The sequence below is a fragment of the Pseudomonas sp. RC10-4-2 genome, assembly GCF_050433085.1.
Taxonomy (GTDB): domain Bacteria; phylum Pseudomonadota; class Gammaproteobacteria; order Pseudomonadales; family Pseudomonadaceae; genus Pseudomonas; species Pseudomonas aeruginosa.
In genome coordinates this window covers 300,401-327,110 of record NZ_JBNPXX010000001.1, presented here as the reverse complement: position 1 = coordinate 327,110, position 26,710 = coordinate 300,401, and the positions used below count along the sequence as shown (strand labels likewise).

Below are 26,710 nucleotides of genomic sequence, written 5' to 3'. Positions count from 1 at the left end.
TCCCCCTCCCCCCTGCTCCTGCGACATAAAGCCGCCACTGCGCCCTGCGCCGCCTTCCTGTATGAATCCGGGGCTTGACCTTGACACGATGTCAAGGCTGAACCTGGCGACAGATCTCACCGGCGCCTCCCAGGGCGCCTGCGGTGCCACTTCTGTCCATTCCAAGGAGGACTCATGAACAGCGCCACGCTAACCGAGCTCGATCTGCCGGTCAGCGGCATGACTTGCGCGTCCTGCGCCGGCCGTGTCGAACGAGCCCTGAAGAAAGTGCCCGGGGTCGCGGCCGCCTCGGTCAACCTGGCCAGCGAGCAGGCCCGCGTACAGGCCCCGGCGGACAGCCTGCCGGCCCTGGTGGCGGCGGTCGAGCAGGCCGGCTACCAGGTTCCGGCGCGCAGCCTGGAACTGTCCATCGAGGGCATGACCTGCGCCAGTTGCGTCGGCCGGGTCGAGCGGGCGCTGAAGAAGGTGCCCGGCGTACGCGAGGTCAGCGTCAACCTGGCTAGCGAGCGCGCCCACCTCGAGCTGCTCGGCGCCGTGGACAGCCAGGCCTTGCTACAGGCGGTGGAACAGGCCGGCTACAAGGCCCGCCTGCTCGACGCGGGGCAACCACGCCAGGACGATGCCGAGCGCCGCCTGCGCCGCGAACGCTGGTGGGTGATCGCCGCGCTGTTGCTGGCGTTGCCGCTGGTGCTGCCGATGCTGGTGGAATGGGCCGGCCTGCACTGGATGCTGCCGCCGTGGGCGCAGTTCCTCCTGGCGACCCCGGTGCAGTTCGTCATCGGCGCGCGCTTCTATGTCTCCGCCTGGCGCGCGGTGAAGGCCGGTGCCGGCAACATGGACCTGCTGGTCGCCCTCGGCACCAGCGCCGGCTACGGCCTCAGCGTCTACCTCTGGCTGACCGCCCCGCCCGGCCACATGCCGCACCTCTACTTCGAAGCCTCCACCGTGGTGATCGCCCTGATCCTCCTCGGCAAGTACCTGGAAAGCCGCGCCAAGCGCCAGACCGCCAGCGCCATCCGCGCCCTCGAGGCGTTGCGCCCGGAGCGCGCGGTGCGCCTGCGCGACGGTCGCGAGGAAGAGGTGGCGATCGCCGAGTTGCGCCTCGGCGACGAGGTGGTGGTGCGTCCCGGCGAACGCTTCCCGGTGGACGGCGAGGTGCTCGACGGCAGCAGCCACGCCGACGAGGCGCTGATCACCGGCGAGAGCCTGCCGGTGCCCAAGGCTCCCGGCGACAAGGTCACCGGCGGCGCGATCAACGGCGAAGGCCGCCTGCTCCTGCGCACCACTGCGCTCGGCGGGGAAACGGTGCTGGCGAAGATCATCCGCCTGGTGGAAGACGCCCAGGCCGCCAAGGCGCCGATCCAGAAGCTGGTGGACAAGGTCAGCCAGGTCTTCGTCCCGGTGGTGATCCTCATCGCGCTGGTCACCCTCGGCGCCTGGCTGGTCGCCGGGGTCGGCCTGGAGCAGGCCCTGGTTAACGCCGTGGCGGTGCTGGTGATCGCCTGCCCCTGCGCCCTCGGCCTGGCCACCCCGACCGCGATCATGGCCGGCACCGGCGTGGCCGCGCGCCACGGCATCCTGATCAAGGACGCCGAGTCCTTGGAAGTCGCCCATGCGGTCACCAGCGTGGCCTTCGACAAGACCGGCACCCTGACCTCCGGGCGACCGCAGATCATCCACCTCGGCGGCGACGACCAGGAGCAACTGCTCAGGCTCGCCGGCGCCCTGCAACGCGGCAGCGAGCACCCGCTGGCCAAGGCCGTGCTCGAGCGCTGCGCCGAGCGCGACCTGGAGGTTCCGCCGGTGAACGCCAGCCAGGCCCTCAGCGGTCGCGGCATCCAGGGCGAGGTCGAGGGTCGCCGGCTGGCCCTGGGCAACCGCCGCCTGCTCGACGAGCAGGAACTCAAGCCCGGCGCGCTGGCGAGTGCCGCCGCGGACTGGGAGGCCGAGGGCCGCACCCTGTCCTGGCTGCTGGAACTGGCTCCGGAGAAACGCGTGCTCGGCCTGTTCGCCTTCGGCGACAGCCTCAAGGACGGCGCCGCCGAAGCGGTGGAGGCCCTGCGCGGACGGGATATCCACAGCCACCTGATCACCGGCGACAACCGCGGCAGCGCGGCGGTGGTGGCCAAGGCCCTGGGCATCGACGACGTACACGCGGAAGTGCTGCCGGCGGACAAGGCCGCCACGGTCGCCGAGCTGAAAGGCCGGGGCCGGGTGGTGGCGATGGTCGGCGACGGCATCAACGACGCCCCGGCGCTGGCCGCTGCCGACGTAGGCATCGCCATGGGTGGCGGCACCGACGTGGCCATGCACGCCGCCGGCATCACCCTGATGCGCGGCGACCCGCGCCTGGTGCCGGCGGCGCTGGACATCTCGCGGCGGACCTACGCGAAGATCCGCCAGAACCTGTTCTGGGCCTTCATCTACAACGTGATCGGCATCCCGCTGGCGGCCTTCGGCCTGCTCAACCCGATGGTGGCGGGCGCGGCGATGGCCTTCTCCAGCGTCAGCGTGGTCGGCAACGCCCTGCTCCTGCGACGCTGGAAGCCCTGAGCCAGCACGCCAGGCATATGGGGTGGCGCGCCTAGCGCAACAACCCCATGTGCTTGGCCCGCGCCACCGCCTGGGTGCGACGCTCGACGCCGAGCTTGTCGTTGATATGGCGGGCGTGGCTCTTCACCGTATGCAGCGAGATGAACAGCCGCTCGCTGATCTCCTGGTTGGACAACCCCTGGGCGATCAGCTCCAGCACCGCCAGTTCGCGCCCGCTGAGCACCTCGCCCGCACTGCCCGCGGGCTCGGCGGGCGGCTCCGGCAACAGCGCGCGCATGCGCTGGGCGCCGGGACAGGCAGGGAAGCGCTGCAACTGTTCGCGCAACCATTCCGGCTGCTGCACGAGCAATTCGTGGAGCGGCAGCAAGGCTCCCCCGACTGCGCCCTCCATGGCCTGTTGCAGGGTCGCCAGCGCCTCGCGCTCGCGGCCCTGCTCCAGGTGCAGCGCGGCCAGTTGGCCGAGGGCCAGGCGAGCCGGCAGCAACGCGCCGTTCTCCCGCGTCGAGCGGGCCAGCCGGTCCAGGCGCCGGGCGGCTTCCTCCGGGCGTCCTTCGCGGCGCTCCAGGCCGGCCTGGAGCAACTCCACATGCAGCGGCAGCAGCGGACTGCATTCCGGCGGCGTGGCCGCCTGCCCGCCGTAGGTGCCGCCCAGGCGCTGTAGCCAGACGCCGGCCAGTTCGGTCTGGCCCTGGGCCAGCCAGAGTTCGCACTTGATCAGGGTGATCGCCGCCAGGTAGTAGATCGGCGGGATATCCCAGGCATGCATCAACCGCTCGACGTCGCCAAGCCGGGCGAACGCCGCCGCGTAGTTGCCCAGGCGCCCTTCCAGGCTGGCCAGGACGCAATAGCCGATCACCAGGCTGACATCCCGGCAGCTGCGGGTTTCCTCGATTCCCTGCTTGATCCACTTGCGCGCTTCGTCCGGCTGCAGCGCCAGGCTGCGCAGGTAGCCGCGGTACAGCAGGAGCCGCCCGCGCACCGCGTAGCGGCGTTGCGCCGGCAGGTGCTGGAGGCGTTCCAGGCCCTGGCGCACCTCCTCCTCGGCGCGCGCCACCTCGCCGCGCGCCTGGAGGACGCGGGCGCGGTCGTAATGGACCAGTGCCTCGAACAGCGGGTTGCCGTAGCGCTGGGCGAACTCCAGGGCGTCGCGGTTGTAGTTGCGCGCCTGCCAGAAGTCGCCACGGGTCACCGCCAGGTTGCTCAGCGTCGACAGGCATTGCAGGCGGGTGCCATAGCGCTCCCCGGCGAGGTCCTGCAAGGCCTCGCGGCAGTGCGCCTCGGCCTTGTCGATATCGCCGCGGCCGCGCGCGATCACCCCGCTCAGGGCCTGCCACTGGGCCAGCAGGTCGCGCTGCGCGGACTCGTCCGGCGCCGGCAGGAAACGCGCCAGTTGGCCGGCCAGTTCTTCCGCGGCATCCAGCTGGCAGGCCAGCGCCAGCGCCCAGCCGTATAGCAGGATCAGGCGCGGCGTGCTCGCCAGGAGGCTGTCCGGCAGGTCCATCTTCCAGCGCAGCAGGGTGGCGATGTTCTGCTCCGCCAGCAGTTGCTCTTCCGACAGGTTCTGCACCAGGCTCGCCGCCACGTCCGGCTGGCCGGCGCGCAGCGCCTGCTCCACCGCCTGGTCGAGCAGGCCATGGCGGCTGAACCAGCCGCAGGCGCGCAGGTGCAGGGAGCCGGCGGACGGACCGAAGTCGGGCAAGGGACGCGCCAGCAGCAGGTCGGAGAACAGGTGGTGGTAGCGGAACCACTGGCCGTTTTCGTCCAGCGGCACGAGGAAGACCTGGTGCTGCTGCAGGTGGTCGAGGATCGCCGCGCTGTCGCCGGCCTCGCGCACGGTATCGCAGAGCTCGGCGCAGAAGCGCTCGAAGCGCGCGGTCTGGGCGAGGAACGCCTGGACCTCGGGCGGCTGCCGCTCGATCACCTCCTCCAGCAGGTAGTCGCGGATCAGTTCGTCGGCGCCGTGTACCCCGGGGCTGACCTGCTCCTCTGGATCGCCGCGCGCCAGCAGCCAGAGGCGCAGCCCGGCGACCCAGCCTTCGCTGCGCTCGAGCAGCGCGTCCAGCGCGTCCTCGTCGAGTTCGAGGCCGCTGGCGGCCATCAGCGCCCCGCTCTCCTCGGCGGTCAGGCGCAGGTCCTGTTCGCTGAGTTCGAGCAATTGCCGCGACAGGCGCAGGCGCGCCAGGTGCCAGTCCGGCCGCTGCCGGCTGGTAACCAGCAGCACCAGGCCCTCGGGCAGGTGATTGAGGAGGAATTGCAGGCAACGGTCGAGCACCGCGCCCTGGGCCAGGTGGTAATCGTCCAGCACCAGTAGCAGGGGACGCTGCGGGTCCAGGCAGGGGGCGAGTTCGTCGAGCAGGTCGTCGAGCCAGGTCTCGAAGGCGAACGGCTGGTGACGCTGGCGCATCTTCAGCAGGCCGAGGGCCTCTTCGCCCAGGGTCGGGTGGTACTGTCGCAAGCCATCGAGCAGGCGTTCGAGGAAACGTCCGGGATCGCTCTCGCGGCTGCTCAGTCCCAGCCAGAGGCTCTGCCAGCGCGGATCGAGGCTTTCGCAGAACTCGATGGCCAGGGAACTCTTGCCGAATCCGGCGGGCGCGGCGATCAGCAGCAGGCGACCGTCCAGTCCGTCGCGCAGTCGACGGCAAAGACGCGGGCGCGCCACATGGGCCGACGGCAGCGGGGGGCGGAAAAAGCGGTTGGCCGTCGGCAGAACGGCGGATGGAGTGCCCGAGAAGGTGCGCGAGAAGTCAGTCATCACCCGGTTTCTTGGTTTATGTATGGGGCGTGAACGCTCCGGAGACTAACCACAAGTGATGGCTATTTGAAGCACTATCCATCGGCTCGGACGAAATAGCGCACCGGCGCTTCAGCTCGATAACCAAGGAAAGACCGGTTTCCCGGCGCGGTCCAGGCGCGGCAAACGTTTCCCGGCCACACAGGTGCCCGCCGGGAGGATGGCGACGACGGAATCCGCGGGCGAGGCGGGAAAACACTTTGTAATGAATTGACGGCCGGAGCGGCACGCCGCCCGCGAAAACGAAGAAACCGGCACAAGGCCGGTTTCTTCGTGGCTAGGAACGCCGTTTCTCAGCGTACCCCTTCCTGGCGCAGCGCCGCCGGGGTGTAGTCGCTTTCCGATGCGCTGTAGTTGAAGTCGTAGGCCTGTTTCTCCTCGTTCTTCATGCCAAGCGCCAGGTAGCGGCCGGAGAGCAGGTCGTAGAGGGTTTCCACCGCGTACCAGGGCACCTGCTTGTCGTAGTACTGCTCGGCATGCGCCTCGGCCACGCGCCACAGGGTGCCGCGACCGTCGTAATGGTCGATCTCGGCGGCCTGCCAGGTGTCCTCGTCGATGTAGAAGTCACGCTTGGCGTAGATGTGCCGCTCGCCCGGCTTCAGGGTCGCGACCACATGCCAGACGCGGTGCAGCTCGTAGCGGGTCAGGTCCTGGTTGATGTGGCCGGCCTTGACGATTTCGCTGTACTTGATCTTCGGATCGTCGAGCTTGTAGCTGTTGTAGGGAATGTAGATTTCCTTCTTGCCTTCCAGCTTCCAGTCGTAGCGGTCCGGCGCACCGTTGTACATGTCGAAGTTGTCCGAGGTGCGCAGGCCGTCGGCGGCGGTGCCAGGACCGTCGTAGGACACCTGCGGAGCCCGCCGCACGCGGCGCTGGCCGGCGTTGTAGAGCCACGCCAGGCGCGGCTCCTTGACCTGGTTGAGGGTCTCGTGGACCAGCAGCACGTTACCGGCCAGGCGCGAGGGCGCGGTGACCCGCTGCTTGAAGTAGAACAGCACGTTGCTCGGCTTGTTCGGGTTGTAGTCCTTCAGGTTGGTACGGAAGGTGAAGGCATCCTGGAAGTAGACCAGCTGGTAGGAGCCGTTGACCTGCGGAGTGGCCTGGGTCACCAGGCGCCGGACGCTGCCGCCGCGGTAGCGGGTGATGTGGTTCCAGATCACCTCCAGGCCGTTCTGCGGGATCGGGAACGGGTTGGCGGTATCGAAGTTCTCCAGGCCGTTGCCGCCTTCCACCAGCTTGGTGGTAGTGGCGTTGCGCTTGGCCGCCTCCTGCACCGCCGCCGGGACGGTGGCGCTGCGGTGGGTCTTGTATACCGGGATCTTGTAGGTATCCGGGTAGCGCTTGAACATGGCCAGTTGGCCGGGAGTCAGCTTGTCCTTGTACTGGTCGACGTTCTGCGCGGTGATGGTGAACAGCGGTTGCTCGCTGGCATAGGGGTTGGCGAGGAAGCCACGGCTGTCGACGCTGCCGGCGTTGGTCGCCAGGCCGCCGTCCCAGGCGGGGATGCTGCCGTCGGCGTTGCCGGCCTTCTCCGCCCCCAACGGAGTCAGGCTGGTGCCGAGCTTGGCCGCTTCGTCGGCGGATACCGCCGCCATCACCTGGGTGGCCAGCAGGCTCAGGGCCAGTACACCGGTATGCAGAAGAATCTTCGTTGTTTTCATTCGCTCGTCGTCCTCGTTAAGTCCTGCTCGCCGGCCCGGTTCGCACCGGGCCGGCGTACATCAGAAGTTCATGCCGAAGCTGAGCGCGACGAAGTCGCGATCGTCCACGGTGGTGTACTTGCCGTCGAAGAAGTTGGTGTAGGAGAGGCTCGCGGTGTAGGTGTTCTGGTACTCCGCGTCCACCCCCAGGCTGACCGCCTTGCGGCCTTCCTCGAAGTTGGCGCCGGGACCGGGCGAATAACCATCGACGTCGTGCGACCAGGCCACGCTGGGCTTGAGGTTCACGCCCATGAACACGTCGTTGTAGTCCCAGATCGCACGGGCGCGATAACCCCAGGCGTCCGAGGTGGTATAGCCATCGTTCTCGCAGTAGCGGCTGACGTTGTTCGCTTCGGCGGTGCCCAGCGTGCTGACGTTCAGCGCCTGGCAGCTGGCCAGGCCGGAGATGGTCCCCGGCAGCGGCCCCGGTCCGAAGACCGGGTCACGCCCGTAGCGTGCCTTGGAGGTGCTTTCCAGGCCGCCGACGTGGGTCCAGCCGATCTCGCCCACCAGGGTCAGGCGCTCGGCGCCCATCACCTGGTCGAAGAAGTGCGTCAGGGTGGTCTGCAGTTGGGTGATCTCCTTGCGCCGATAGCCGTGCAGGTCCTGCCCGGCCTGGCCGTTCAGCACCGAGGCGTTGTCGTAGGGGCGGTTGCCGCCGATGCTCACCGGGTCGAGGCCGGCGAAGAGGATGTCGGTGGTGTTCAACTGCACCGGCGCGTTGGGCCGGTAGCTGACTTCGCCGCTCCACGCGGTGCCGTTGGGCAACGTGGTGGAGAAGCTCAGGCCGAACATGCGGATATCTTCCGGGTACTCGATGAAGTAGCTGGAGTTGCCGGCGGTGGCCGCCGCCGCGGCCTGGGCGGCCAGTGCCGGGTTGATCGCGGCGAGGCGGGTGGCGAGGTCGTTGATCGCCGCCATGGTGCTGGCCGAGGCGCCCTGGCCGCTGAAGATCGGCAGGCGGCTGTGGTAGTTCATGTAGTAGGCGCCGAACTCGGTGTTCAGTTCGTCGGCGAAGTAGCGCAGGGCGAAGCCGTACTGGCCGCTGTCGCGAGCGTCGCGGTCCGGCCCGCGGCGGACCAGGATGCCCTCGTCCCAGGGCGACGGGGTAACGCTCAGGCCAGCCCCGGCGAGCACGTTGTTGAGCAGGTTGATGGACGCCTTGTTGTTGGTCAGCACCGCCAGGTTCTGGTCGCAGCCATCGGCCACCACGTCCGGCTGGGAGAAGAAGGTGCCACAGTTGTCGACCACCGTCTGGTCCCACTCGATCTGGTAGAAGCCTTCGGCGGACAGGTTGTCGGTGAGGTTCTGCGACAGGTAGAACATGTTCACCGGGATCAGGCCTTCCTTGATCTCCGAGCCGGGCCGGCGGAAGGCGGTGACGTCGATCGGGTTGATGGCGCTGATGCCGTTCTGGATGAAGGTGCTCTCGCCCCAGTTCACCACCTGCTTGCCCAGGCGCACGCTGCCCGGCAAGTCGCCGATGGCATAGTTGTGGTAGATGAAGGCGTCGAGCAGTTCGGCGCCGGAGGACTTGGCCAGGGTCTTGCGGCCGCTGTCGTCGATGTCCTTGAACTCGCGGTGCTCGTCCTTCAGCTCGAAGTCGTACCAGTACTTGCCGCGCAGGAACACACCGGTATCGCCGTACTTCAGTTCGAGGTCATGGATGCCCTTGAAGACCTTCGAGAACGTTTCCCCACGCTTGAAGTTCAAGTGGCTGTCGTCGGAGGTCTGGGAAAGTCCCTTGCCGCCGTTGTTCACACCGATCAGGTTCTTGTTCGGCTTGGCGGTCGACCAGCTGGCCCCGACCGACAACGCCGAGTCGAAGGAACCTTCGATTTCCCCGATGTTGAAGGTCACCCCAAAGGCCGGAGCCGCCAGCGAGGAAGCCAGGCTGACGGCCAACGGCAACCGGGCCCGACGCGAGAACGGATTACGGGTTGTCATCGACGCTACTCCATGTGTGTTTTTTGTTATGAGTGCGTGGACTATAGCTAGCGCTGCCTGCCGCTTGATCCCTCGAAAGTGTGATTTGCGCGGCGCAACCACTCTGGCTCGCGCCTTTGCGGCGGATGGAGAATGACCGGGCGGTCGCGAAAACGCGGAGACCAAGCGTTTGCTTGGCCTCCGGGCGTTTCGGCGGTGTAGGAAAGCCCCGTCAGACGGTCGACAGGAAGGCGCTGCCGGCTTCCTGCCACTGGGCGATCTCGATACGGATGCGCTTCTTGTCCAGCTTGCCGACGCTGGTCTTGGGAATATCGGTAACAACCGCGATCTGCGAGGGGATCGCCCACTTGTTGATGTTGCCCTGCTCGACGAAAGGCTTGAGGTGCTCCTTCAGGCCACGGGCGTCCAGTTGCTGGCCCTCGCGCACCACCAGCAGGGCGAACGGGCGCTCGCCCCATTGCGGATCGGGCACCCCGACCACCGCCACTTCGCGTACCGCCGGATGGCGGCTGATCAGGTCTTCCAGCTCCAGGGAGGACAGCCACTCGCCGCCGGTCTTGATCACGTCCTTGATGCGGTCGCGGATCTCGATGAAGCCCATGCCGTCCAGGGTCGCCACGTCGCCGGTGTGCATCCAGCCGCCGCGCCACAACTCCTCGCCGCGCTCGGGTTCGCGGAAATACCCCTGGGTCAGCCATGGCGAGCGCAACACCAGCTCGCCCTGGGACTCGCCGTCGGCCGGGAGGAAGCGGCCCTGTTCGTCCATGATCGCCGCATCCACCAGCGGCACCGGCACACCGGCCTTGATCCGGTAGGTGGTGCGCTCGTCCTCGCTTCCGGCCAGCAGTTCGTCGTTGAGGTAGGCGCAGGAAATCAGCGGACAGGTCTCCGACATGCCGTAGGCGGCGGTCAGTTGGATGCCGCGCGCCTTGGCCGCCTCGTAGAGCGAGCGGTTCAGCGCGCTCCCGCCGATGATCACCTTCCAGCCCTTGAAGTCCACGCCCTGGGCAGCCCTGGCGTTCATCACCATCTGCAGGATGGTCGGCACGCAGTGGGAGAAGGTGACCTTCTCGCGCTTCCACAGTTCGACCAGCAGTTCCGGATCGTAACGCCCGGGATAGACCTGCTTGACCCCGAGCATGGTCGCCACGTACGGAGTGCCCCAGGCGTGGACATGGAACATCGGGGTGATCGGCATGTACACGTCGCTGGTACCGAGCAGGCGGATGCTGTCCAGGCTGCCGATGGTCGAAGCCATCGCCAGAGTGTGCAGGACCAGTTGCCGGTGGCTGAAATACACACCTTTCGGATTGCCGGTGGTGCCGGTGGTGTAGAAGGTGGTGGCGATGGAGTTCTCGTCGAAATCGGGGAAGTCGTAGCGCGGGCTGGCCGCGGCCAGCAGCGACTCGTATTCGCCGACCAGGCCGGGCAGTTCGGCGCTCTTCTCCGCGCCGTCGGTGAGCAGGATGGTCCGCTCCACCGTGGGCAGCTGCCCCGCCACCGCCTGGTAGAGCGGGACGAACTCGCTGTTCACCAGCACGAAGCGATCCTCGGCGTGGTTCATGGTGTAGAGGATCTGCTCCGGGGAGAGGCGGATATTGATGGTATGCAGCACCGCCCCGATCATCGGGATGGCGAACATGCATTCCAGGTAGCGATGGCTGTCCCAGTCCATCACCGCCACCGTGTCGCCGGCCTTCACCCCGGCCTCGCTGAGTACGTTGGCCAGGCGCGCGACGCGCTCGTTGAAGGTGGCGTAGCTGTAGCGCACCTGGTCGCGGTAGACGATTTCATGACTCTTTTCGTAACGACGGCCGGAAAGCATCAGGCTCTTGATCAGCAACGGATACTGATAAGCGCCGGCGGCGGCCGGGATGAGACGGGTCTTCAGCATGGGGCGTACACCTGGGAGCGGGTTCGTTGTCAGGATGAGGCCGACTCTAGAGCCGTCGGCGGGCTTTGTTCATCAGTCAAAAGAGTGATTTGCCCCGTGACCTTTCGGAGCCTCCCGGTCACAAGATAGAATCCGCCCACTGAATCGTTCAGACCCTATCCAGAACAAGAGGTAACGTTCCATGTCCGATATCGTCATCGTCGCCGGCGCCCGTACTCCCATGGGCGGCTTCCAGGGCAGCCTGGCCGGCGTTTCCGCGGTCGACCTGGGTGCCGTCGTGATCCGCGAAGCGGTGCAGCGCGCCGGCATCGCCGCCGAGGACGTACAGGAAGTGATCATGGGTTGCGTCCTGCCCGCCGGCCTGAAGCAGGGCCCGGCCCGCCAGGCCGCGCTGGCGGCCGGCCTGCCCGCCGCCACCGGCTGCACCACCATCAACAAGCTGTGCGGCTCGGGGATGAAGGCGGTGATGCTGGCCCACGACCTGCTCAAGGCTGGCACCAACCAGGTGATGGTCGCCGGTGGCATGGAAAGCATGTCCAACGCGCCCTATGTCCTGGAGAAAGCCCGCAGCGGCCTGCGCATGGGCCACGGCGAGATCAAGGACCACATGTTCCTCGACGGCCTGGAGGACGCCCGTACCGGCCGTTTGATGGGTTCGTTCGCCCAGGAGACCGCCGACAAGTACGGCGTGACCCGCGAGGAGATGGACGCCTATGCCATCGAATCGCTCAAGCGCGCCCAGGCCGCCATCGCCGATGGCTCGCTGGCGGCGGAAATCGTCCCGGTCACCGTCACCAGCCGCAAGGGCGAGAGCGTGGTGAAGGACGACGAGCAACCGCTGACCGCCAACCTGGAGAAGATCCCGAGCCTCAGGCCGGCGTTCCGCAAGGACGGTACCATCACCGCCGCCAATGCCAGCTCGATCTCCGACGGCGCCTCCGCGCTGGTCCTGATGACCGCCGAGGAAGCCCAGCGCCGTGGCCTGAAGCCGCTGGCGCGAATCGTCGGCCATGCCACCCAGAGCCAGGACCCGAGCGAGTTCACCCTGGCGCCGATCGGCGCGATGACCAACCTGTTCGCCAGGACCGGCTGGAGCAAGGACGACGTCGACCTGTTCGAGATCAACGAAGCCTTCGCCATGGTCACCATGCTCGCCATGCGCGAACACGGCCTCGATCATGCCAAGGTCAATGTCTATGGCGGCGCCTGCGCCCAGGGCCATCCGGTCGGCTCCACCGGCTCGCGGATCATCCTCACCCTGATCAACGCCCTGCGCCAGAAAGGCGGCAAGCGCGGCGTCGCCTCGCTGTGCATCGGCGGCGGCGAAGCCACCGCCGTGGCGCTCGAACTGCTCTGATACGGCGTTGAGCCATCGGCGCCCGGCCGGCTCGCGCTGTCCGGGCGCCCTCTTCCTCAGGTGCCCACCGCGGCGCTGCGCGCCGGACGCGGAAACACCAGCGCCGCGGCGAAGGTCAGCGCGGCGAAGCCCGCCAGTACCAGGTACAACCCCAGCAGCCCCTGCCGTGGTTCCAGGTAGGCAATCATCGGGATCGCCGCCGCGCTGGCGCCGAACGACAGGAAATAGCGCAGGGCGAAGACCCGCGCCTGCCACTGCGGCGCGACGAAGTGGGCGACCATCGCATCGTTCACCGTCACCTGGCCGAACACCGCGAACATGAACAGCGCGCCGAACAGCACCACTGCGCTGCCGTGGCCGTAGGCCAGGGCCAGCAGCAGCGGCACCTGGCAGAAGGTGAGGAAGACGAACGGCAACTTCAGGTTCAGGCGATCGATCAGGCGGCCCATGATCAGTTGCGCCACCGCGCCGAAGGCATAGGCCAGGCTGACCACCACGCCGAGGGTCTGCGGCGACGCCAGCAAGTCGCTCAGGCGCTCCTGGAACAGCTTCGGGTAGGTCACGGTGCTGGCGTTGAACACCACCCCGCCGGTGGCGGTGACCAGCGCCAGCACGCCGAACACCCGGCGCATCGACAGGCCCTCGCTGTCCTCGCCACGCGCCGCGGCCTTGGCCGACAGGTGCGGCGATGGCTCCTCGCGCACGCAGAAGAAAAAGCCGATGCCGAGCAGGATGGCCACCCCGCCGGGCAGGATGAACGCCGCACGCCAACCGAAGTGCGCGGTGAGAAAGCCGGTAAGCAGCGCGGCGAAGGCGACCCCGAGGTTACCCCACATGCCGTTGATGCCGATCTCGCGGCCGCGGTTCTCCGCGTGTGCCACCAGCATCGCGGTGCCGACCGGGTGGTAGATCGCGGCGAATACCCCGATCAGGGTCAGCCCGGTCACCAGCATCGGTACGCTGCCGGCCAGCCCGGTGAGCAGTGCGGCGGCGCCGATACCGAAGAAGAACAGCAGCATCATCCGCCGCCGGCTCCAGGTATCGCCCAGCCAGCCGGCCGGCAGCGAACAGGCGCCGAAGGCGATGAAACCGCCCAGCGACAGGCCGATCAGACCGGCGTAGTCGAGGTCGAAGCTGCCGGCCATGCCGAGCACGGCGGCGGGGAAGATCAGCATGAACATGTGGTCGATGACATGCGCGGCGTTGATGAAGCGGATAACGGTTCGAGGTCGGTTCATGGCGTGCGGCCTGAATGGTCGGTGAGGAATGGGCGTCATGACCCGGGCATGATAGGTTGACCGAAAAGCGCAGACAGGACAGCGAGGTCATCGAAACGGACATGCTGATCGAGCACCGCCCGGACGGCCTGCTGGCCGCCATCTCCCTCGACTTCCCCGACGGCCATCACCTGGGGCGGCATTTCCACCCGCAGGCGCAGTTCCTCTACGCCGCTCGCGGCCTGATGCGCCTGGCCACCCACCACGGCGCCTGGGTGATCCCGCCGACCCGCGCGGTATGGATTCCGCCCCGGGTGGAGCACGAGATATTCATGTCCGGCGAGGTGCACATGCGCACCCTGTTCATCGAGCAACCCGAAACGCCGACACCGCTAAGCGACTGTTGCGTACTGGCGGTGACGCCGCTGCTGCGGGAAATGATCCTGCGCGCCATCCACCTCGAGAGCCAGCCGCGCCTGGACGACTTCCGCCAGCGCCTGCAAGGGCTGATCCTCAGCGAGATCGCCAACCTCGAACGGATGCCGCTGTACCTGCCGATGCCCCGCGACCGCCGCTTGCAGGCGATCTGCCAGGCATTGCTGAAACAGCCGGAACTGGGGCTGACCCTCGATGACTGGGGCCTGCGGGTCGGCGCCAGCTCGCGCACCCTGGCGCGGCTGTTCGCCCAGGAACTGCAGATGAGCTTCCATGAGTGGCGCCAGCAATTGCGCCTGACCGAAGCCCTGCCGCGCCTGCTGGCCGGCGACAGCGTGCAGGTGGTCGCCCGCGACCTCGGCTACGGCAGTACGCGGGCCTTCAGCAGCATGTTCCGCCGCCTGCTCGGCGAAACCCCGCGCGACTACCTGGGGCGACTGGAGCAACTGGCACGGGTCAGGGGCCGCGAGGACTGATGCCCCACGGCGCAACGCCAAGCAATGGCGAATCGGCGGATAACGCCTGCGGCGTTATTCGCCCTACCAAGGCTTCAGTAGGGCGCATCCGCCGCTCCCGTAGGGCGCATAACCGCAGCGCGGTTATCCGCCGAACCGGCCTGGATGGTGCAAGGCGGGAACGCGAGGATTGACGCCCTAGGGCGCAACACCGAGCACTGGCGGATCGGCGGACAAAAAGAAGCCCTCCAGCGGAGGGCTCTCGGAAAAGGGCGCCGGAGCGCCCGGATGGGATCGTCGATCAGTGCGGGACGCCCAGCCCCGCCGCGCTCATGAACAGGCGCATCAGCCAGGCGGCGACGCCCAGGGCCAGCACGCTGGCGGTCCAGATACCCGCCAGCCAGGCCAGGCGTCGCCAGAGCGCTGGCTTGGCCGCGCTATCTCGTTCGGGATGACTCGGCGTACGGACCATATGCGGCGCCTCCTCAGTGATAGCCATCGCCGTGCTTCACCTTGCCGCGGAACACGTAGTAGCTCCAGGCGGTGTAGCCGAGGATGAAGGGAATGATGAACAGCGCGCCGACCAGCATGAAGCCCTGGCTCTGCGGCGGCGCCGAGGCCTCCCAGATGCTCACCGCCGGCGGGATGATGTTCGGCCACAGGCTGATCCCCAGGCCGCTGTAGCCGAGGAAGATCAACACCAGGGTGAGCACGAACGGCTTCACGTGGTCGTTGTTGGCCACCGAGCGCAGCAGCGCATAGAAGGTCACCAGGACCAGGATCGGCACCGGCAGGAACCAGAACAGGTTCGGCAGGCTGAACCAGCGTGCGGCGATCTCGGCATGGGCCAGCGGCGTCCACAGGCTGACCACCCCGATGATCGCCAGCAGCACCAACGCCAGCGGGCGCGCCAGGTCGTGCATGCGCTCCTGCAGGCGGCCTTCGGTCTTCATGATCAGCCAGGTGCAGCCGAGCAGGGTGTAGGCGACGATCAGGGCCAGGCCGCAGAACAGCGGGAACGGCGCGATCCAGTCCAGCGAACCGCCGGCGAAGCTGCGGTTCTCCACCGGGATGCCTTCGATGAAGGCGCCCAGCGCCACGCCCTGGAAGAAGGTCGCCACCAGCGAACCGCCGATGAACGCCTTGTCCCAGATGTGCTGCTTGGCCGGCTTGGCCTTGAAGCGGAACTCGAAGGCGACGCCGCGGAAGATCAGCCCGACGAGCATGAAGATCAACGGCAGGTAGAGCGCCGACAGGACCACCGCGTAGGCCAGCGGGAAAGCCCCGAACAACGCCGCGCCGCCCAGCACCAGCCAGGTCTCGTTGCCGTCCCAGACCGGCGCCACGGTGTTCATCATCACATCGCGGTCGCCGCTGTCCTTGAAGAACGGATAGAGCATGCCGATGCCCAGGTCGAAGCCGTCCATCACCACGTACATCATGATGCCGAAGATGATGATGACCGCCCAGATGAGGGGAAGATCGATACCCATGTCTCAGTTCCTCTTGTCCTGGTCGCGGTCGGCCGCCTGCGCGTGGCCGTCGTGCTCTTCGTCGAAACCTTCGCCGGCGGCCGACAACGGCCGTGCCGGCGTGCGCTTCTGCCCGGCGCCTCCCGGGTTGGTCTCGCGTCCCTCATGGGTGACCGGGCCCTTGCGCACCAGGCGCATCATGTAGCCGATACCGACGCCGAACAGCGAGAAGTACACCACCACGAAGGTCAGCAGGGTCAGGCTCATCTGCGTCACGCTCTGCGCCGAGGAGGCGTCGGCGGTGCGCATCAGTCCGTAGACCACCCAGGGCTGGCGGCCCATCTCGGTGGTGAACCAGCCGGCGAGGATCGCGATCAGGCCGGACGGTCCCATCAGCAGGGTCAGGCGCAGGAAGGCCTTCGAGTTGAACAGCTTGTCCTGGCCGCGCCAGCGCAGCCACAGGCTCCAGACGCCGACCAGGATCATCAGCATGCCGAGGCCGGCCATGATCCGGAACGACCAGAACACCACGGTGGAGTTCGGCCGGTCTTCCGGCGGGAAGTCCTTCAGCGCCGGGATCGGCTCGGTCAGGCTGTGCTTGAGGATCAGGCTGCCGAGCACCGGGATCTCCACCTTGAAGCGGGTTTCCTCGCGCTGCATGTCCGGCCAGCCGAACAGGATCAGCGGGGTCGGCTCGCCGCTGCTGTTGTCCCAGTGGCCTTCCATCGCGGCGATCTTCGCCGGCTGGTGCTCCAGGGTATTGAGGCCATGGGCGTCGCCGATCAGCGCCTGTACCGGGGCGACGATCAGCGCCATCCACATGGCCATCGAGAGCATCTTGCGGATCGCCGGGTTGTCGCGCCCGCGCAGCAGGTGCCAGGCGGCCGAGGCGCCGACGAAGAAGGCGGTGGCGAGGAACGCGGCGACCGACATGTGCAGCAGGCGGTAGGGGAACGACGGGTTGAAGATCACCGCCAGCCAGTCCACCGGGATCACCCGGCCGTCGACGATCTCGAAACCCTGCGGGGTCTGCATCCAGCTGTTGGAAGCGAGGATCCAGAACGTCGAGATCAGCGTGCCGATCGCCACCATCACCGTGGCGAAGAAATGCAGGCCCGGTCCCACGCGGTTCCAGCCGAACAGCATGACCCCGAGGAAACCGGCCTCGAGGAAGAACGCGGTGAGCACCTCGTAGGTCAGCAGCGGACCGGTGATGGACCCGGCGAAGTCGGAGAAATGGCTCCAGTTGGTGCCGAACTGGTACGCCATGACCAGCCCGGACACCACGCCCATGCCGAAGTTGACCGCGAAAATCTTCGACCAGAAATGATAGAGGTCGCGGTAGACCTCTTCGTTCGTTTTCAGCCAGAGGCCTTCCAGTACGGCCAGGTAGCTGGCCAACCCGATGGTGATCGCCGGGAAGATGATGTGGAAGGACACGGTGAACGCGAACTGGATGCGGGCAAGGTCGATAGCCTCCAATCCGAACATGGCAACTCCTCTTCAGGTTCTCGGCCCTTCCGGCTTACGTGCGGATTCGGCCGTGCTTCCTCACGCGCAACGCTACGCAAGGTTTTGGAACACATCCTTCAGCTATCGTTCTTGTCATTGGAAAGCGACCGCAGCCCTGGATGGCAGGAATGCGGGAAGGGTCGCAAGCAGATTCCCGGACCGCCCGCCTTGATGCAGAGCAATTCGGTACGAAAATCTTACCCGTTAGCCTAGACCGTCCTGCTGTGGTCGGTTGTCGCGAGACAAATTGCCTCAGCTCTCTCATATTCATTAATAGAATATAAAAATAAACAAATAATATTTTTATGGAATAAAAAGAGTCGCTACTCTCCCCTTCAAGCCGCCCCTCGCGTGTTGGCGCCCCTCCTTCACCGCCCTGAACGCAGCGGCGGACATCGCCCTACAAGGATCGAAGAATGAAAAAACTGCTCCTGCTGACTGCCCTGGCCTCCGTCATCAGCGTTTCCGCCAATGCAGCGGAAAAGCTCCTCGTCGCCGCCACGCCGATCCCCCACGCGGAAATCCTCGAGCTGATCAAGCCGACCCTGGCGAAGGAAGGCGTCGACCTGCAGATCAAGGTGTTCACCGACTACGTGCAGCCCAACGTGCAGGTCGCCGAGAAGCGCCTGGACGCCAACTACTTCCAGACCCTGCCGTACCTGGAGAACTTCAACAAAGGCAAGGGCACCAACCTGGTCACCGTGGTCGGCGTACACGTCGAGCCCTTCGGTGGTTATTCGAGGAAATACAAGTCGCTGGCCGAGTTGCCCGACGGCGCCACCGTCGCCATTCCCAACGAAGGCAGCAACAGCGGGCGCGCCCTGCTGCTGTTGCAGAAGGCCGGCCTGCTCAAGTTGAAGGATCCGAACAACGCCCTGGCCACGCCCAAGGACATCGCCGAGAACCCGAAGAACCTGAAATTCAAGGAACTCGAATCGGCCCTGCTGCCGCGCGTGCTGGACCAGGTCGACCTGGACCTGATCAACACCAACTACGCGCTGGAGGCCAAGCTCAACCCGGCCAAGGACGCGCTGGTCCTGGAAGACCGCGATTCGCCCTATGTGAACTACCTGGTGGCGCGTCCTGACAACAAGGATAGCGACGCCCTGAAGAAGCTTTCCGCCGCGCTGACCAGCCCGGAAGTGAAAGCCTTCATCGAGAAGAAATATGCCGGCGCGGTGGTCCCGGCCTTCTGACCCCAGCCCGTCCCGACTCCCACGCTGGGCGCCGTTGCAGCGCCCCTTGTTCACGCCGGTGTCGCATGGCTTGCACCGGCGTTTCTTTTTCCGCAACGGCCCCCGCCCGCAGCCGTTCCGGCCGTCGTCACGGCGCAGGCGCTGGAGGCGCCCCGTGCCGCCAAGGAGTTACCCATGAGCGAGAAACCACGCCCCGCGCCGCTGACCTTCCCCGACGCCGACCGCAGTCCGCTGAGCATCCGCGCCAAGGCCCTGGTGTTCTTCGACCCACGCTCGCACCGGGTCCGCGAAGAACTCGAGCGCCTCGCGCCACAGGGCCAGCCGGTGCTGATCGAAGGCGAGACCGGCACCGGCAAGGAGCTGCTCGCCAGGCAGATCCACCGCCACAGCGAACGCGCCGGTCTGTTCGTCGCGGTCAGTTGCAGCGCCCTCAGTCGCAACCATGCCGAAGCCGAGCTGTTCGGCTACGCTCCCGGCGCCCATAACGGCCCGGTCGGCAGCCGCGCCGGCTGGTTCGGTTCGGCCAATGGCGGCACCCTGTACCTGGACGAGATCGCCGACCTGCCGCTGACGCTGCAGGCCAGGCTGCTACAGACGCTGGAGGAACGCGAGGTGCTGCGGGTCGGCGCGCAGCAGCCGATTCCCCATGACGTGCGCCTGGTCACCGCCACCAGCGTCGACCTGGACCAGGCGGTGCGCGCCGGCAAGTTCCTGGCCGGCCTGCAACAATACCTGCACGACGGCCGCCTGAGCCTGCCGCCATTGCGCGAACGTCCGGGAGACATCCTGCCGCTGGCGGAATACTTCATCGGCGTCTATGCCCAGCGCCTGGACCTGCCGGTGCCGGCCATCGGCGTGGAAACCCAGCGGGTCCTCGAGAGCTATCCCTGGCCAGGCAACATCCGCGAGCTGGAAAACGTCGTCCACTTCGCCCTGCTGGTCAGCGACAAGGAAGAAATCCTGCCGCAGCATCTGAATTTTGGCGGGGCAACGCCAGACCCATCGCTGGCCGGTCTGCGGCGCCTGCTCGGCCAAGCCGGAGCGCCGTCGCTGGAGCAGGTACAGGCCCTGCTCCTGCAACTGGCCACCGAGCAGGCAGGCGGCGACGAGGAGGCGGGAAGGCGGCGCCTGGGACTGGCGGCGAACTGAAGGAATCCTTCGGCGAACGTGCGGGAAAAGCGCGGCGCCGAAGGCTTCCATACGTCCGAAGGATTGGCTCCCGAGCCCTTGATCGTGTTTATATTGAACGCTTGATCAAATTAAGGACGAGGAGACCAGCCTGTTTTGACTGACGCACAATCGCCCTCCGCCACCCCCTCCACCCCCACGCCCATCCGCATGAATCCCCCGGTGTTCTACGGTGCGGCGATCCTGATCCTGCTGTTCGCCGCAGTGGTCATCGGCTTCCCCCAGCGCGCCGGCGAATGGCTGCTGGCCGCGCAGACCTGGGCCTCGCAGACCGTCGGCTGGTACTACCTGCTGGCGATGACGCTGTACCTGATCTTCGTGGTGGTCACCGCGCTTTCCGGCTACGGCAAGATCAAGCTCGGTGCCGACCACGACGAGCCGGAATTCAGCTACCTGTCCTGGGCCGGCATGCTGTTCGCCGCCGGCATCAGCATCACCCTGTTCTTCTTCTGCGTATCCGAACCGCTGACCCACTTCCTCCAGCCGCCGCAAGGCGAGGCCGGTACCCAGGAAGCCGCGCGGCAGGCCATGGAACTGCTGTTCCTGCACTGGGGCCTGCACGGCTGGGGCGTGTTCGCCCTGGTGGCGATGGCCCTGGCCTACTTCGCCTACCGCCACAACCTGCCGCTGGCCCTGCGTTCGGCGCTCTACCCGTTGATCGGCAAGCGCATCAACGGGCCGATCGGCTACACGGTGGACTGCTTCGGCATCATCGCCACGGTGTTCGGCCTCGGCGCCGACATGGGCTTCGGCGTGCTCCAGCTCAACTCCGGGCTGGACTACCTGTACGCCATCCCGCATACCCACCCGGTGCAGATGGCGCTCATCGTGCTGATGATGGGCGCGGCGATCTCGGTGGCGGTCTCCGGGGTCGACAAGGGCATCCGCATCCTCTCCGACATCAACATGCTGCTGGCTTGCAGCCTGTTGCTGTTCGTGCTGTTCGCCGGTCCGACCCAGCACCTGCTCAACACCCTGGTGCAGAACGTCGGCGACTACCTCGGCCACCTGCCGGGCAAGAGCTTCGACCTCTACGCCTACGGCGGCCCCAGCGACTGGCTGGGCTCGTGGACGGTGTTCTACTGGGCCTGGTGGATCGCCTGGGCGCCCTTCGTCGGCCTGTTCATCGCGCGCATCTCGCGCGGCCGGACGATCCGCGAATTCGTCTTCGGCGTGCTGTTCATCCCGCTCGGCTTCACCTTGGCGTGGATGTCGATCTTCGGCAACAGCGCCCTGGAGCAGGCCCTCGGCGGCGCCAGCGAACTCGGCCGGGTGGCCATCGAGCAGCCGTCGATGGCCCTCTACCAGATGCTCCAGAACTACCCCTGGAGCCGCGCGGTGATCACCGTCACGGTGCTGGTGAGCTTCGTCTTCTTCGTCACCTCGGCGGACTCCGGCACCGTGGTCCTCTCCACCCTCTCCGCCCACGGCGGCAGCGCCGACGACGACGGACCGAAGTGGCTGCGGGTGTTCTGGGGCTCGGTCACCGCGCTGGTCACCGGCGGGCTGCTGTTCGCCGGCAGCATCGACGCGCTGAAGTCGGCGGTGGTGCTGACCTCCCTGCCCTTCTCGCTGATCCTGCTATTGATGATGTGGGGCCTGCACAAGGCCTTCTACATGGAGTCGCAGCGCCAGCGGGCGCGGAGCCACTCCCTGGCGCCGCTGATGAGCGGCAACGGCAAGCGCTCCGGCGGCTGGAAGCGACGCCTGTCGCAGGCCGTGCACTTCCCCTCGCGGGACGAGGTGTACCGCTTCATGAACGACGTGGTGCGCCCGGCGATCAGCGAGGTTTCCGAGGTGTTCCGCGAGAAAGGCCTGGCGGTGGACGCCCAGCTCGACCCGGGCAACGCCTCGCTGAGCCTGGAGATCGGTCATGGCGAGCAGCATCGGTTCCTCTACCAGGTGCTGATGCGCGGCTACTTCACGCCGTCCTTCGCGCGTGCCGGCATGGGCGGCCTGCACCTGAAGAATCGCCGCTACTTCCGTGCCGAGGTGCATCTCGCCGAAGGTAGCCAGGACTACGATCTGATGGGCTACACCAAGGAGCAGATCATCAACGACATGCTCGACCAGTACGAGCGGCACCTGCAGTTCCTGCACCTGGTGCGTTGAGTGCAGGAAAAGGGGGCGCGCAGGGCGCCCCTTCCCTCATCCTCCGTCCCTGACCGCAGGGAATGACGCTAGCGGCAACATCCCCTCCCCGTGCAGCCACGAATCCCTCAGCGCGCCAGCACTCGCCGGTAGAACAGCACGCAGATCGCGACGAATACCACCAGTCCCAGCCATTGGGCGATGCCCGCGAAGCCGGCGCCGGCCAGCGCCAGCGGCGCGTCCTCGCCGGTGGCGCCGATCACCCCGGCGAGCAGGATGCCCATCAGGCTCTCGCCGACGATCAGCCCCGAAGCCAGCAGCACGCCGCGTCGCTTCGGCTCTTCGGCATAAGCCTCTTCGTCGACCCCGGCCGCCGCCGCACGCTTCTTCAGGGCATTTTCCAGCAGCCAGGAAATCAGCGCACCGACCACCAGGGTCATGCCGATGGTCGGCGGCAGGTAGATCCCCAGGCCCACCGCCAGCACCGGCAGGCAGGCCTTGCCGGTACGGCGCAGGAGCAGGTCGACGAGGATCAGGGCGATGCCCAGGGCGACGCCGATGAGAATCATGTTCCAGTTCAGCGCGTCGTGGAAAATCCCGCTGGCGATCGCCGTCATCAGGGTCGCCTGCGGCGCGGCCAGGGCCTGGCCGGGGTCCATTCCCTCGCGCGGCAGGGCCCCGGTGAAGCCGTAGGCGCTGTAGAGCAGTTCCAGCACCGGGGGGATCACCAGCGCGCCGACGATGCAGCCGACGATCAGCGCGACCTGCTGGCGCCAGGGCGTGGCGCCGACCAGGTAGCCGGTCTTGAGGTCCTGCAGGTTGTCGTTGGAGATCGCCGCGATGGCCAGCACCACCGAGGTGGTAAACAGCGCCAGGGCGATCGCCAGCTTGCCGTTCTGGCGGTCCAGCAGGCCGCCCTCGATGCTGCCGAAGCCGAGTATCAGCAACGACACCAGGATGACCGCGATGATTCCGATCCCCGAGATCGGACTGCTCGACGAACCGACCAGGCCGGCCATGTAGCCGCAGGCGGCGGCGATCAGGAAGCCGAAGAAGAAGGCGAACACCACGCATACCGCCACCAGGCTCCAGAACTGCGGGCTGGCCATGTCCGGCGCGGCGGCACCGAGGAAGTGGCTGAAGACCACGAACAGCGAGACCAGCAGTATCCCGGCGATCAGCAGGATCCACTTGGCCGGCATGTCCAGCTCGGTGCGCAGGCTGTTCGCCTGGCTATTGCCGCGCACTGCCCCGAGGGAGGCCCAGACGCCCCGCACCATCGGCTTGAACAGGGTCGCCAGGGTCCACAGCGCGGCCACGCCGATGGTGCCGGCGCCGAGGAAGCGCACCTGCGAACTCCACAGTTGGGTGGCCAGGTCCGACAGGCTCTGGCCGTCGGCCGGCACGCTGTTGACGGTCAGCAGCGGCACCGCGACGCCCCAGGAGATCACCACGCCGATGAGGATCGCGATGCCGGCGGTGATGCCCATCAGGTAGCCGGCACCGACCAGCGCCAGGGAAAAACCGGTGGAAAGGCGGAACGCCGCCTGCCCGGCACTGAGCCAGACGCTGAAGCCTTCGGCGAGAACCTTGAAGCCGCTGCTCCAGAGGCTGAACAGCGCCGCCACCAGGCCGCCGCCGAGGATGTCGTAGAGCCCCGGCGCGTTACCGGCGGCACGCGGCGCGCGGGCGTCTTCCTCGTCCTCGGCGCCGTCGCTGCCGACCCGGAGGATTTCCGCCGCCGCCACCCCTTCCGGATACGGCAGTTCGCTCTGCACCACCATCACCCGGCGCAGCGGAATGGTATAGAGCACCCCGAGAATGCCGCCGATGGAGCAGATCGCCGCGGTCTGCCAGAACGGGAAGCCACTCCAGTAGCCGATCATCAGCAGGCCGGGAAGGATGAAGATGATCGAGGACAGAGTGCCGGCCGCCGAGGCCTGGGTCTGCACCATGTTGTTCTCGAGGATGTTGGCGCCGGAGAAGTAGCGCAGGACGGCCATCGAGATCACCGCCGCCGGGATCGACGAGGCGAAGGTCAGGCCGACCTTCAGACCGAGGTAGACGTTGGAGGCGGTGAAGACCACGGTGATCAGCGCACCGAGGATCAGGCCACGCAGGGTGAGCTCTGGCAGGGTCAGCTCATCCGGGATGCGTTCTTGCATGGATGAAAACTCTCGAAACAATTGGACCCGCCAAGCTTAGGCGAGAGCGGCACGCCGGGACACGACAGCGAATGTCGCAGAGGCGACCTTTTCGAGAGCAAAAGCTGGCGGAACGGACAGTTGCCGGCGCGGGCCGCCGGAGGAAGCCCGCGCGCGGCGTCGTCAGAAGGGCTTGTCGCCGAGGATGGTGGCGCGATGCATGACCCGCCGCTGTGGCCGGTAATCGTCCACCGCGTAGTGCTGCGTCACGCGGTTGTCCCAGAACGCCACGTCGTTTTCCTGCCAGCGCCAGCGCACGGTGAATTCAGGTCGCGTGGCATGGGCGAAGAGGAACTTCAGCAGCGCATCGCTCTCGGCCGGCTCCAGTTCGTTGATGCGGGTGGTAAAGCCATCGCTGACGAACAGGCCCTTGCGCCCGGTGACCGGATGGGTGCGCACCACCGGATGCGAGCGCGGCGGATTCTTCAGGCGGGCCTCCTCCAGGCGCGCCAGGTCGGCCTCGGTGACGCCGAAGCGTTCGCGGGGGAAGGACTTGCCGATGTCGTGGGTCGCCGTGAGGCCGTCCAGCAGACGCCGCAGCGGCGCCGACAGCGCCTCGTAGGCCGCCGTGCTGCTCGCCCAGAGGGTGTCGCCGCCGTACGGCGGCAATTGCTTGGCGGCGAGCACGGCTCCCAGCGCCGGGGTCTCGAGGAAGGTCACGTCAGTGTGCCAGATGGCATTGTCGCGCACGTCGGTGACCGCGGTGTCGAGGACGATGACCTCCGGCTGCTCCGGCACGCTGGGGTAGATCGGATGGATGTGCAGGTCGCCGAAGCGGGCGGCGAAGCGCGCCTGGCTCCTGGGTTCCAGCGACTGGTCGCGGAAGAACAGCACCTGGTGTTCGAGCAGGGCCTGCTCGATGGCCCGCTGGCCGGTGTCGTCCAGCGGCGCGCCGAGGTCGATGCCGGAAACGATGGCGCCCAGGGCCGGGCTGATGGGTTGGATGGTCAGGCTCATGTCGTGCTACTCGTCGGGCAGGTTGCGGGCGCGCCCTGCGCGCCCTCGCTCCGGCCTTCGCCGCGTGAGTGAAGGCCGGTTCGGAAATGACTCGGGACTCTCGCGCTCAACCCCAGGCGGCGAAGCGCCGCTGGACCCAGCGCAGCCCCAGTTCGAAGGCCAGGGCGATGGCGGCGATCAGCAGGATGCCGACCACCACCACGTCGGTGGCGAGGAATTGCGCGGCGGACTGGACCATGAAGCCGAGGCCTCGGTTGGCCGCGATCAGCTCGGCGGCGACCAGGGTCGACCAGCCGACGCCGAGGGCGATGCGCAGGCCGGTGAGGACCTCCGGCAAGGCACTCGGCAGGATCACGTAGCGCACCACCTGCCAGCGGCTGGCCCCCAGGCAGCGCACCGCCTGCACCCGCGATCGGTCTACGCGACGCACGCCGGCGGCGGTAGCGATCAGCAGCGGCGCGAACAGCGCCAGGTAGATCAGCAGCACCTTGCTCAGCTCGCCGATGCCGAACCAGATGACGATCAACGGCAGGTAGGCCAACGGCGGGATCGGCCGGTAGAACTCCACCAGCGGATCGAGGGCCGCTCCGGCCAAGGGATTGAGGCCCATCAGCACGCCCAGCGGGATCGCCGTCAGCACCGCCGCGCCGAGCGCCAGGAGCACCCGCAGCAGGCTGGTGCCGACGTGTTGCAGCAGGCTGGCATCGAGGTAGCCCTCCTGCCATAGCCGTTGCAGGGCTTCGAAGAGCTGTTCGGGCGCCGGCAGGAACAGCACGTCGACCCAGCCGAAACGGGTCGCCGCCCACCACAGCAGGGCCAGGGCCAGCACGCTGGCACCGGCGGCCCAGCGCCGACGGTCGCCGGGCAGACGGCGCTTGCGCGGGACAGGATTGGCAACGGCGAGTCCGAGGGTATCAGTGGGCATGTTCGGCCTCCGCGACATCGAGGAATTCGTCCAGCAACGCCTGGCGCAAACGGCCGAACTCGGGATCAGCCTTGATCGAACGCACCGTTTCGCCGGCGGCGTAACGCCGCGCGAAGTCCACCGGCAGGCGCTTGACGATGCGCGCCGGCGGGCCGTCCATCACCACCAGGTCGGTAGCCAGGAACAGGGCTTCGTCGACGCTGTGGGTGATCAGGAAGAGGCCCTTGCCGGTCTGCTTCCACAGGTCCAGCAGGAGCACCTGCATGCGCTCGCGGGTCAGCGCGTCGAGCGCGCCGAACGGCTCGTCGAGCAGCAGGAAGTCCGGCTCGACCGCCAGCGCGCGTGCCAGCCCGAGGCGTTGCCGCTGGCCGCCGGAGAGCTGGGCGACGGACTGCTCGGCGTACTCCTGGAGGCCCACCAGTTGCAGGACCTGGCGCGCCCGCGCGCTGCGCTCGGCCTTGCCCAGGCCACGGATGCGCAGGCCCAGGGCGACGTTTTCGAGGGCGTTGAGCCAGGGCATCAGGGCGTCGTCCTGGAACACCACGCCGCGCTCGCCGCCGGGCCCTTCGAGTGTCCGGCCGTCGATCTGCACGCGTCCCTGGTCCGGCTTCTGGAAACCGGCGAGGATGTTCAGCAGTGTCGACTTGCCGCAGCCCGAAGGACCCAGCACCACCAGCGACTCGCCCTTGGCCAGGCCCAGGCTGAGATCGCGGAGGATGGCGCGGCGCTGGCCGCGCTGTTCGAATGAGAGGCTGATCGCCTCGGCCGTCAGACGGCTCATGTGTTCTGCCCTCCGTAGGGTAAGAAAGCCTCCGC

General features: G+C 67.2%; 18 protein-coding genes. 6 read left to right on the top strand and 12 right to left on the bottom strand.

All coding sequences use genetic code 11. The annotated features are described in order from the left end of the window. The first annotated feature begins 174 nt into the window (after window positions 1-174). Window positions 175-2,553: a copper-translocating P-type ATPase CopA1 gene (gene copA1 / locus FHW81_RS01490; RefSeq protein WP_003093042.1), complete on the top strand. Its 2,379-nt coding sequence runs from the start codon at window positions 175-177 to the stop codon at window positions 2,551-2,553. 31 nt (window positions 2,554-2,584) lie between these two features. On the opposite strand, the gene FHW81_RS01485 is transcribed toward copA1, so the two are convergent. From FHW81_RS01485 to FHW81_RS01470, 4 genes are all read right to left on the bottom strand, one after another. Further along, window positions 2,585-5,305, bottom strand: coding sequence for a LuxR C-terminal-related transcriptional regulator (locus FHW81_RS01485; protein WP_003103006.1), 2,721 nt, complete (start codon window positions 5,303-5,305; stop codon window positions 2,585-2,587). 332 nt (window positions 5,306-5,637) lie between these two features. Continuing rightward, window positions 5,638-7,005, bottom strand: a complete 1,368-nt coding sequence (locus FHW81_RS01480) for a DUF1329 domain-containing protein (RefSeq protein WP_003103009.1) — start codon at window positions 7,003-7,005, stop codon at window positions 5,638-5,640. Window positions 7,006-7,065: 60 nt separating this feature from the next. After that, window positions 7,066-8,991 (bottom strand): DUF1302 domain-containing protein, encoded by a 1,926-nt coding sequence (locus tag FHW81_RS01475; protein ID WP_003093045.1) that lies wholly within the window; start codon window positions 8,989-8,991, stop codon window positions 7,066-7,068. A gap of 211 nt (window positions 8,992-9,202) precedes the next feature. Then, the gene (locus FHW81_RS01470; RefSeq protein ID WP_023081554.1) at window positions 9,203-10,885 is read right to left on the bottom strand and encodes a fatty acid--CoA ligase; all 1,683 of its coding nucleotides are present in this window, start codon (window positions 10,883-10,885) and stop codon (window positions 9,203-9,205) included. Between the two features lie 181 nt (window positions 10,886-11,066). On the opposite strand from FHW81_RS01470, the gene FHW81_RS01465 reads away from it, so the two are divergent. After that, window positions 11,067-12,242, top strand: coding sequence for an acetyl-CoA C-acyltransferase (locus tag FHW81_RS01465; protein WP_003118278.1), 1,176 nt, complete (start codon window positions 11,067-11,069; stop codon window positions 12,240-12,242). A 56-nt stretch (window positions 12,243-12,298) separates the two neighbouring features. Here the strand turns inward: FHW81_RS01465 and FHW81_RS01460 are convergent, their stop codons facing one another. Further along, window positions 12,299-13,480 (bottom strand): MFS transporter, encoded by a 1,182-nt coding sequence (locus FHW81_RS01460; protein ID WP_003093049.1) that lies wholly within the window; start codon window positions 13,478-13,480, stop codon window positions 12,299-12,301. 101 nt (window positions 13,481-13,581) lie between these two features. Between FHW81_RS01460 and FHW81_RS01455 the strand changes: the two genes are divergently transcribed. Then, the gene (locus FHW81_RS01455) at window positions 13,582-14,370 is read left to right on the top strand and encodes an AraC family transcriptional regulator (RefSeq protein ID WP_004345774.1); all 789 of its coding nucleotides are present in this window, start codon (window positions 13,582-13,584) and stop codon (window positions 14,368-14,370) included. Between the two features lie 280 nt (window positions 14,371-14,650). Here the strand turns inward: FHW81_RS01455 and FHW81_RS01450 are convergent, their stop codons facing one another. The 3 genes from FHW81_RS01450 to cioA are packed head-to-tail and all read right to left on the bottom strand — an operon-like array spanning window position 14,651 to window position 17,312. Further along, window positions 14,651-14,821 carry a DUF2474 domain-containing protein gene (locus tag FHW81_RS01450; protein ID WP_003103026.1) on the bottom strand — a complete coding sequence of 57 codons (171 nt, stop codon included), beginning with the start codon at window positions 14,819-14,821 and terminating at the stop codon, window positions 14,651-14,653. A gap of 13 nt (window positions 14,822-14,834) precedes the next feature. Continuing rightward, window positions 14,835-15,842, bottom strand: coding sequence for a cyanide-insensitive cytochrome bd quinol oxidase subunit II (gene cioB, locus FHW81_RS01445; RefSeq protein WP_003093053.1), 1,008 nt, complete (start codon window positions 15,840-15,842; stop codon window positions 14,835-14,837). 3 nt (window positions 15,843-15,845) lie between these two features. Then, window positions 15,846-17,312 carry a cyanide-insensitive cytochrome bd quinol oxidase subunit I gene (gene cioA, locus FHW81_RS01440; protein ID WP_003103027.1) on the bottom strand — a complete coding sequence of 489 codons (1,467 nt, stop codon included), beginning with the start codon at window positions 17,310-17,312 and terminating at the stop codon, window positions 15,846-15,848. 437 nt (window positions 17,313-17,749) lie between these two features. Between cioA and FHW81_RS01435 the strand changes: the two genes are divergently transcribed. The 3 genes from FHW81_RS01435 (at window position 17,750) to betT (ending at window position 21,829) form a co-directional block, all read left to right on the top strand. Next, on the top strand, window positions 17,750-18,529 hold the full coding sequence (locus FHW81_RS01435; RefSeq protein WP_003118275.1) for a MetQ/NlpA family ABC transporter substrate-binding protein: 780 nt from the start codon (window positions 17,750-17,752) through the stop codon (window positions 18,527-18,529). Window positions 18,530-18,703: 174 nt separating this feature from the next. Then, window positions 18,704-19,678 (top strand): sigma 54-interacting transcriptional regulator, encoded by a 975-nt coding sequence (locus FHW81_RS01430; protein ID WP_003119235.1) that lies wholly within the window; start codon window positions 18,704-18,706, stop codon window positions 19,676-19,678. 189 nt (window positions 19,679-19,867) lie between these two features. Next, complete coding sequence (gene betT, locus FHW81_RS01425) at window positions 19,868-21,829, top strand: choline BCCT transporter BetT (protein ID WP_003119234.1); 1,962 nt, start codon at window positions 19,868-19,870, stop codon at window positions 21,827-21,829. A 107-nt stretch (window positions 21,830-21,936) separates the two neighbouring features. Here the strand turns inward: betT and FHW81_RS01420 are convergent, their stop codons facing one another. From FHW81_RS01420 to FHW81_RS01405, 4 genes are all read right to left on the bottom strand, one after another. Then, the gene (locus tag FHW81_RS01420) at window positions 21,937-23,973 is read right to left on the bottom strand and encodes an OPT family oligopeptide transporter (protein WP_003114310.1); all 2,037 of its coding nucleotides are present in this window, start codon (window positions 23,971-23,973) and stop codon (window positions 21,937-21,939) included. 162 nt (window positions 23,974-24,135) lie between these two features. Next, window positions 24,136-24,969, bottom strand: a complete 834-nt coding sequence (gene tauD / locus FHW81_RS01415; protein WP_003114311.1) for a taurine dioxygenase — start codon at window positions 24,967-24,969, stop codon at window positions 24,136-24,138. A gap of 106 nt (window positions 24,970-25,075) precedes the next feature. Then, complete coding sequence (locus FHW81_RS01410) at window positions 25,076-25,894, bottom strand: ABC transporter permease subunit (protein WP_003114312.1); 819 nt, start codon at window positions 25,892-25,894, stop codon at window positions 25,076-25,078. Beyond that, window positions 25,884-26,675, bottom strand: a complete 792-nt coding sequence (locus tag FHW81_RS01405; protein WP_004351571.1) for a taurine ABC transporter ATP-binding protein — start codon at window positions 26,673-26,675, stop codon at window positions 25,884-25,886. The genes FHW81_RS01410 and FHW81_RS01405 overlap by 11 nt, the downstream gene beginning before the upstream one ends. Window positions 26,676-26,710: the final 35 nt, after the last annotated feature.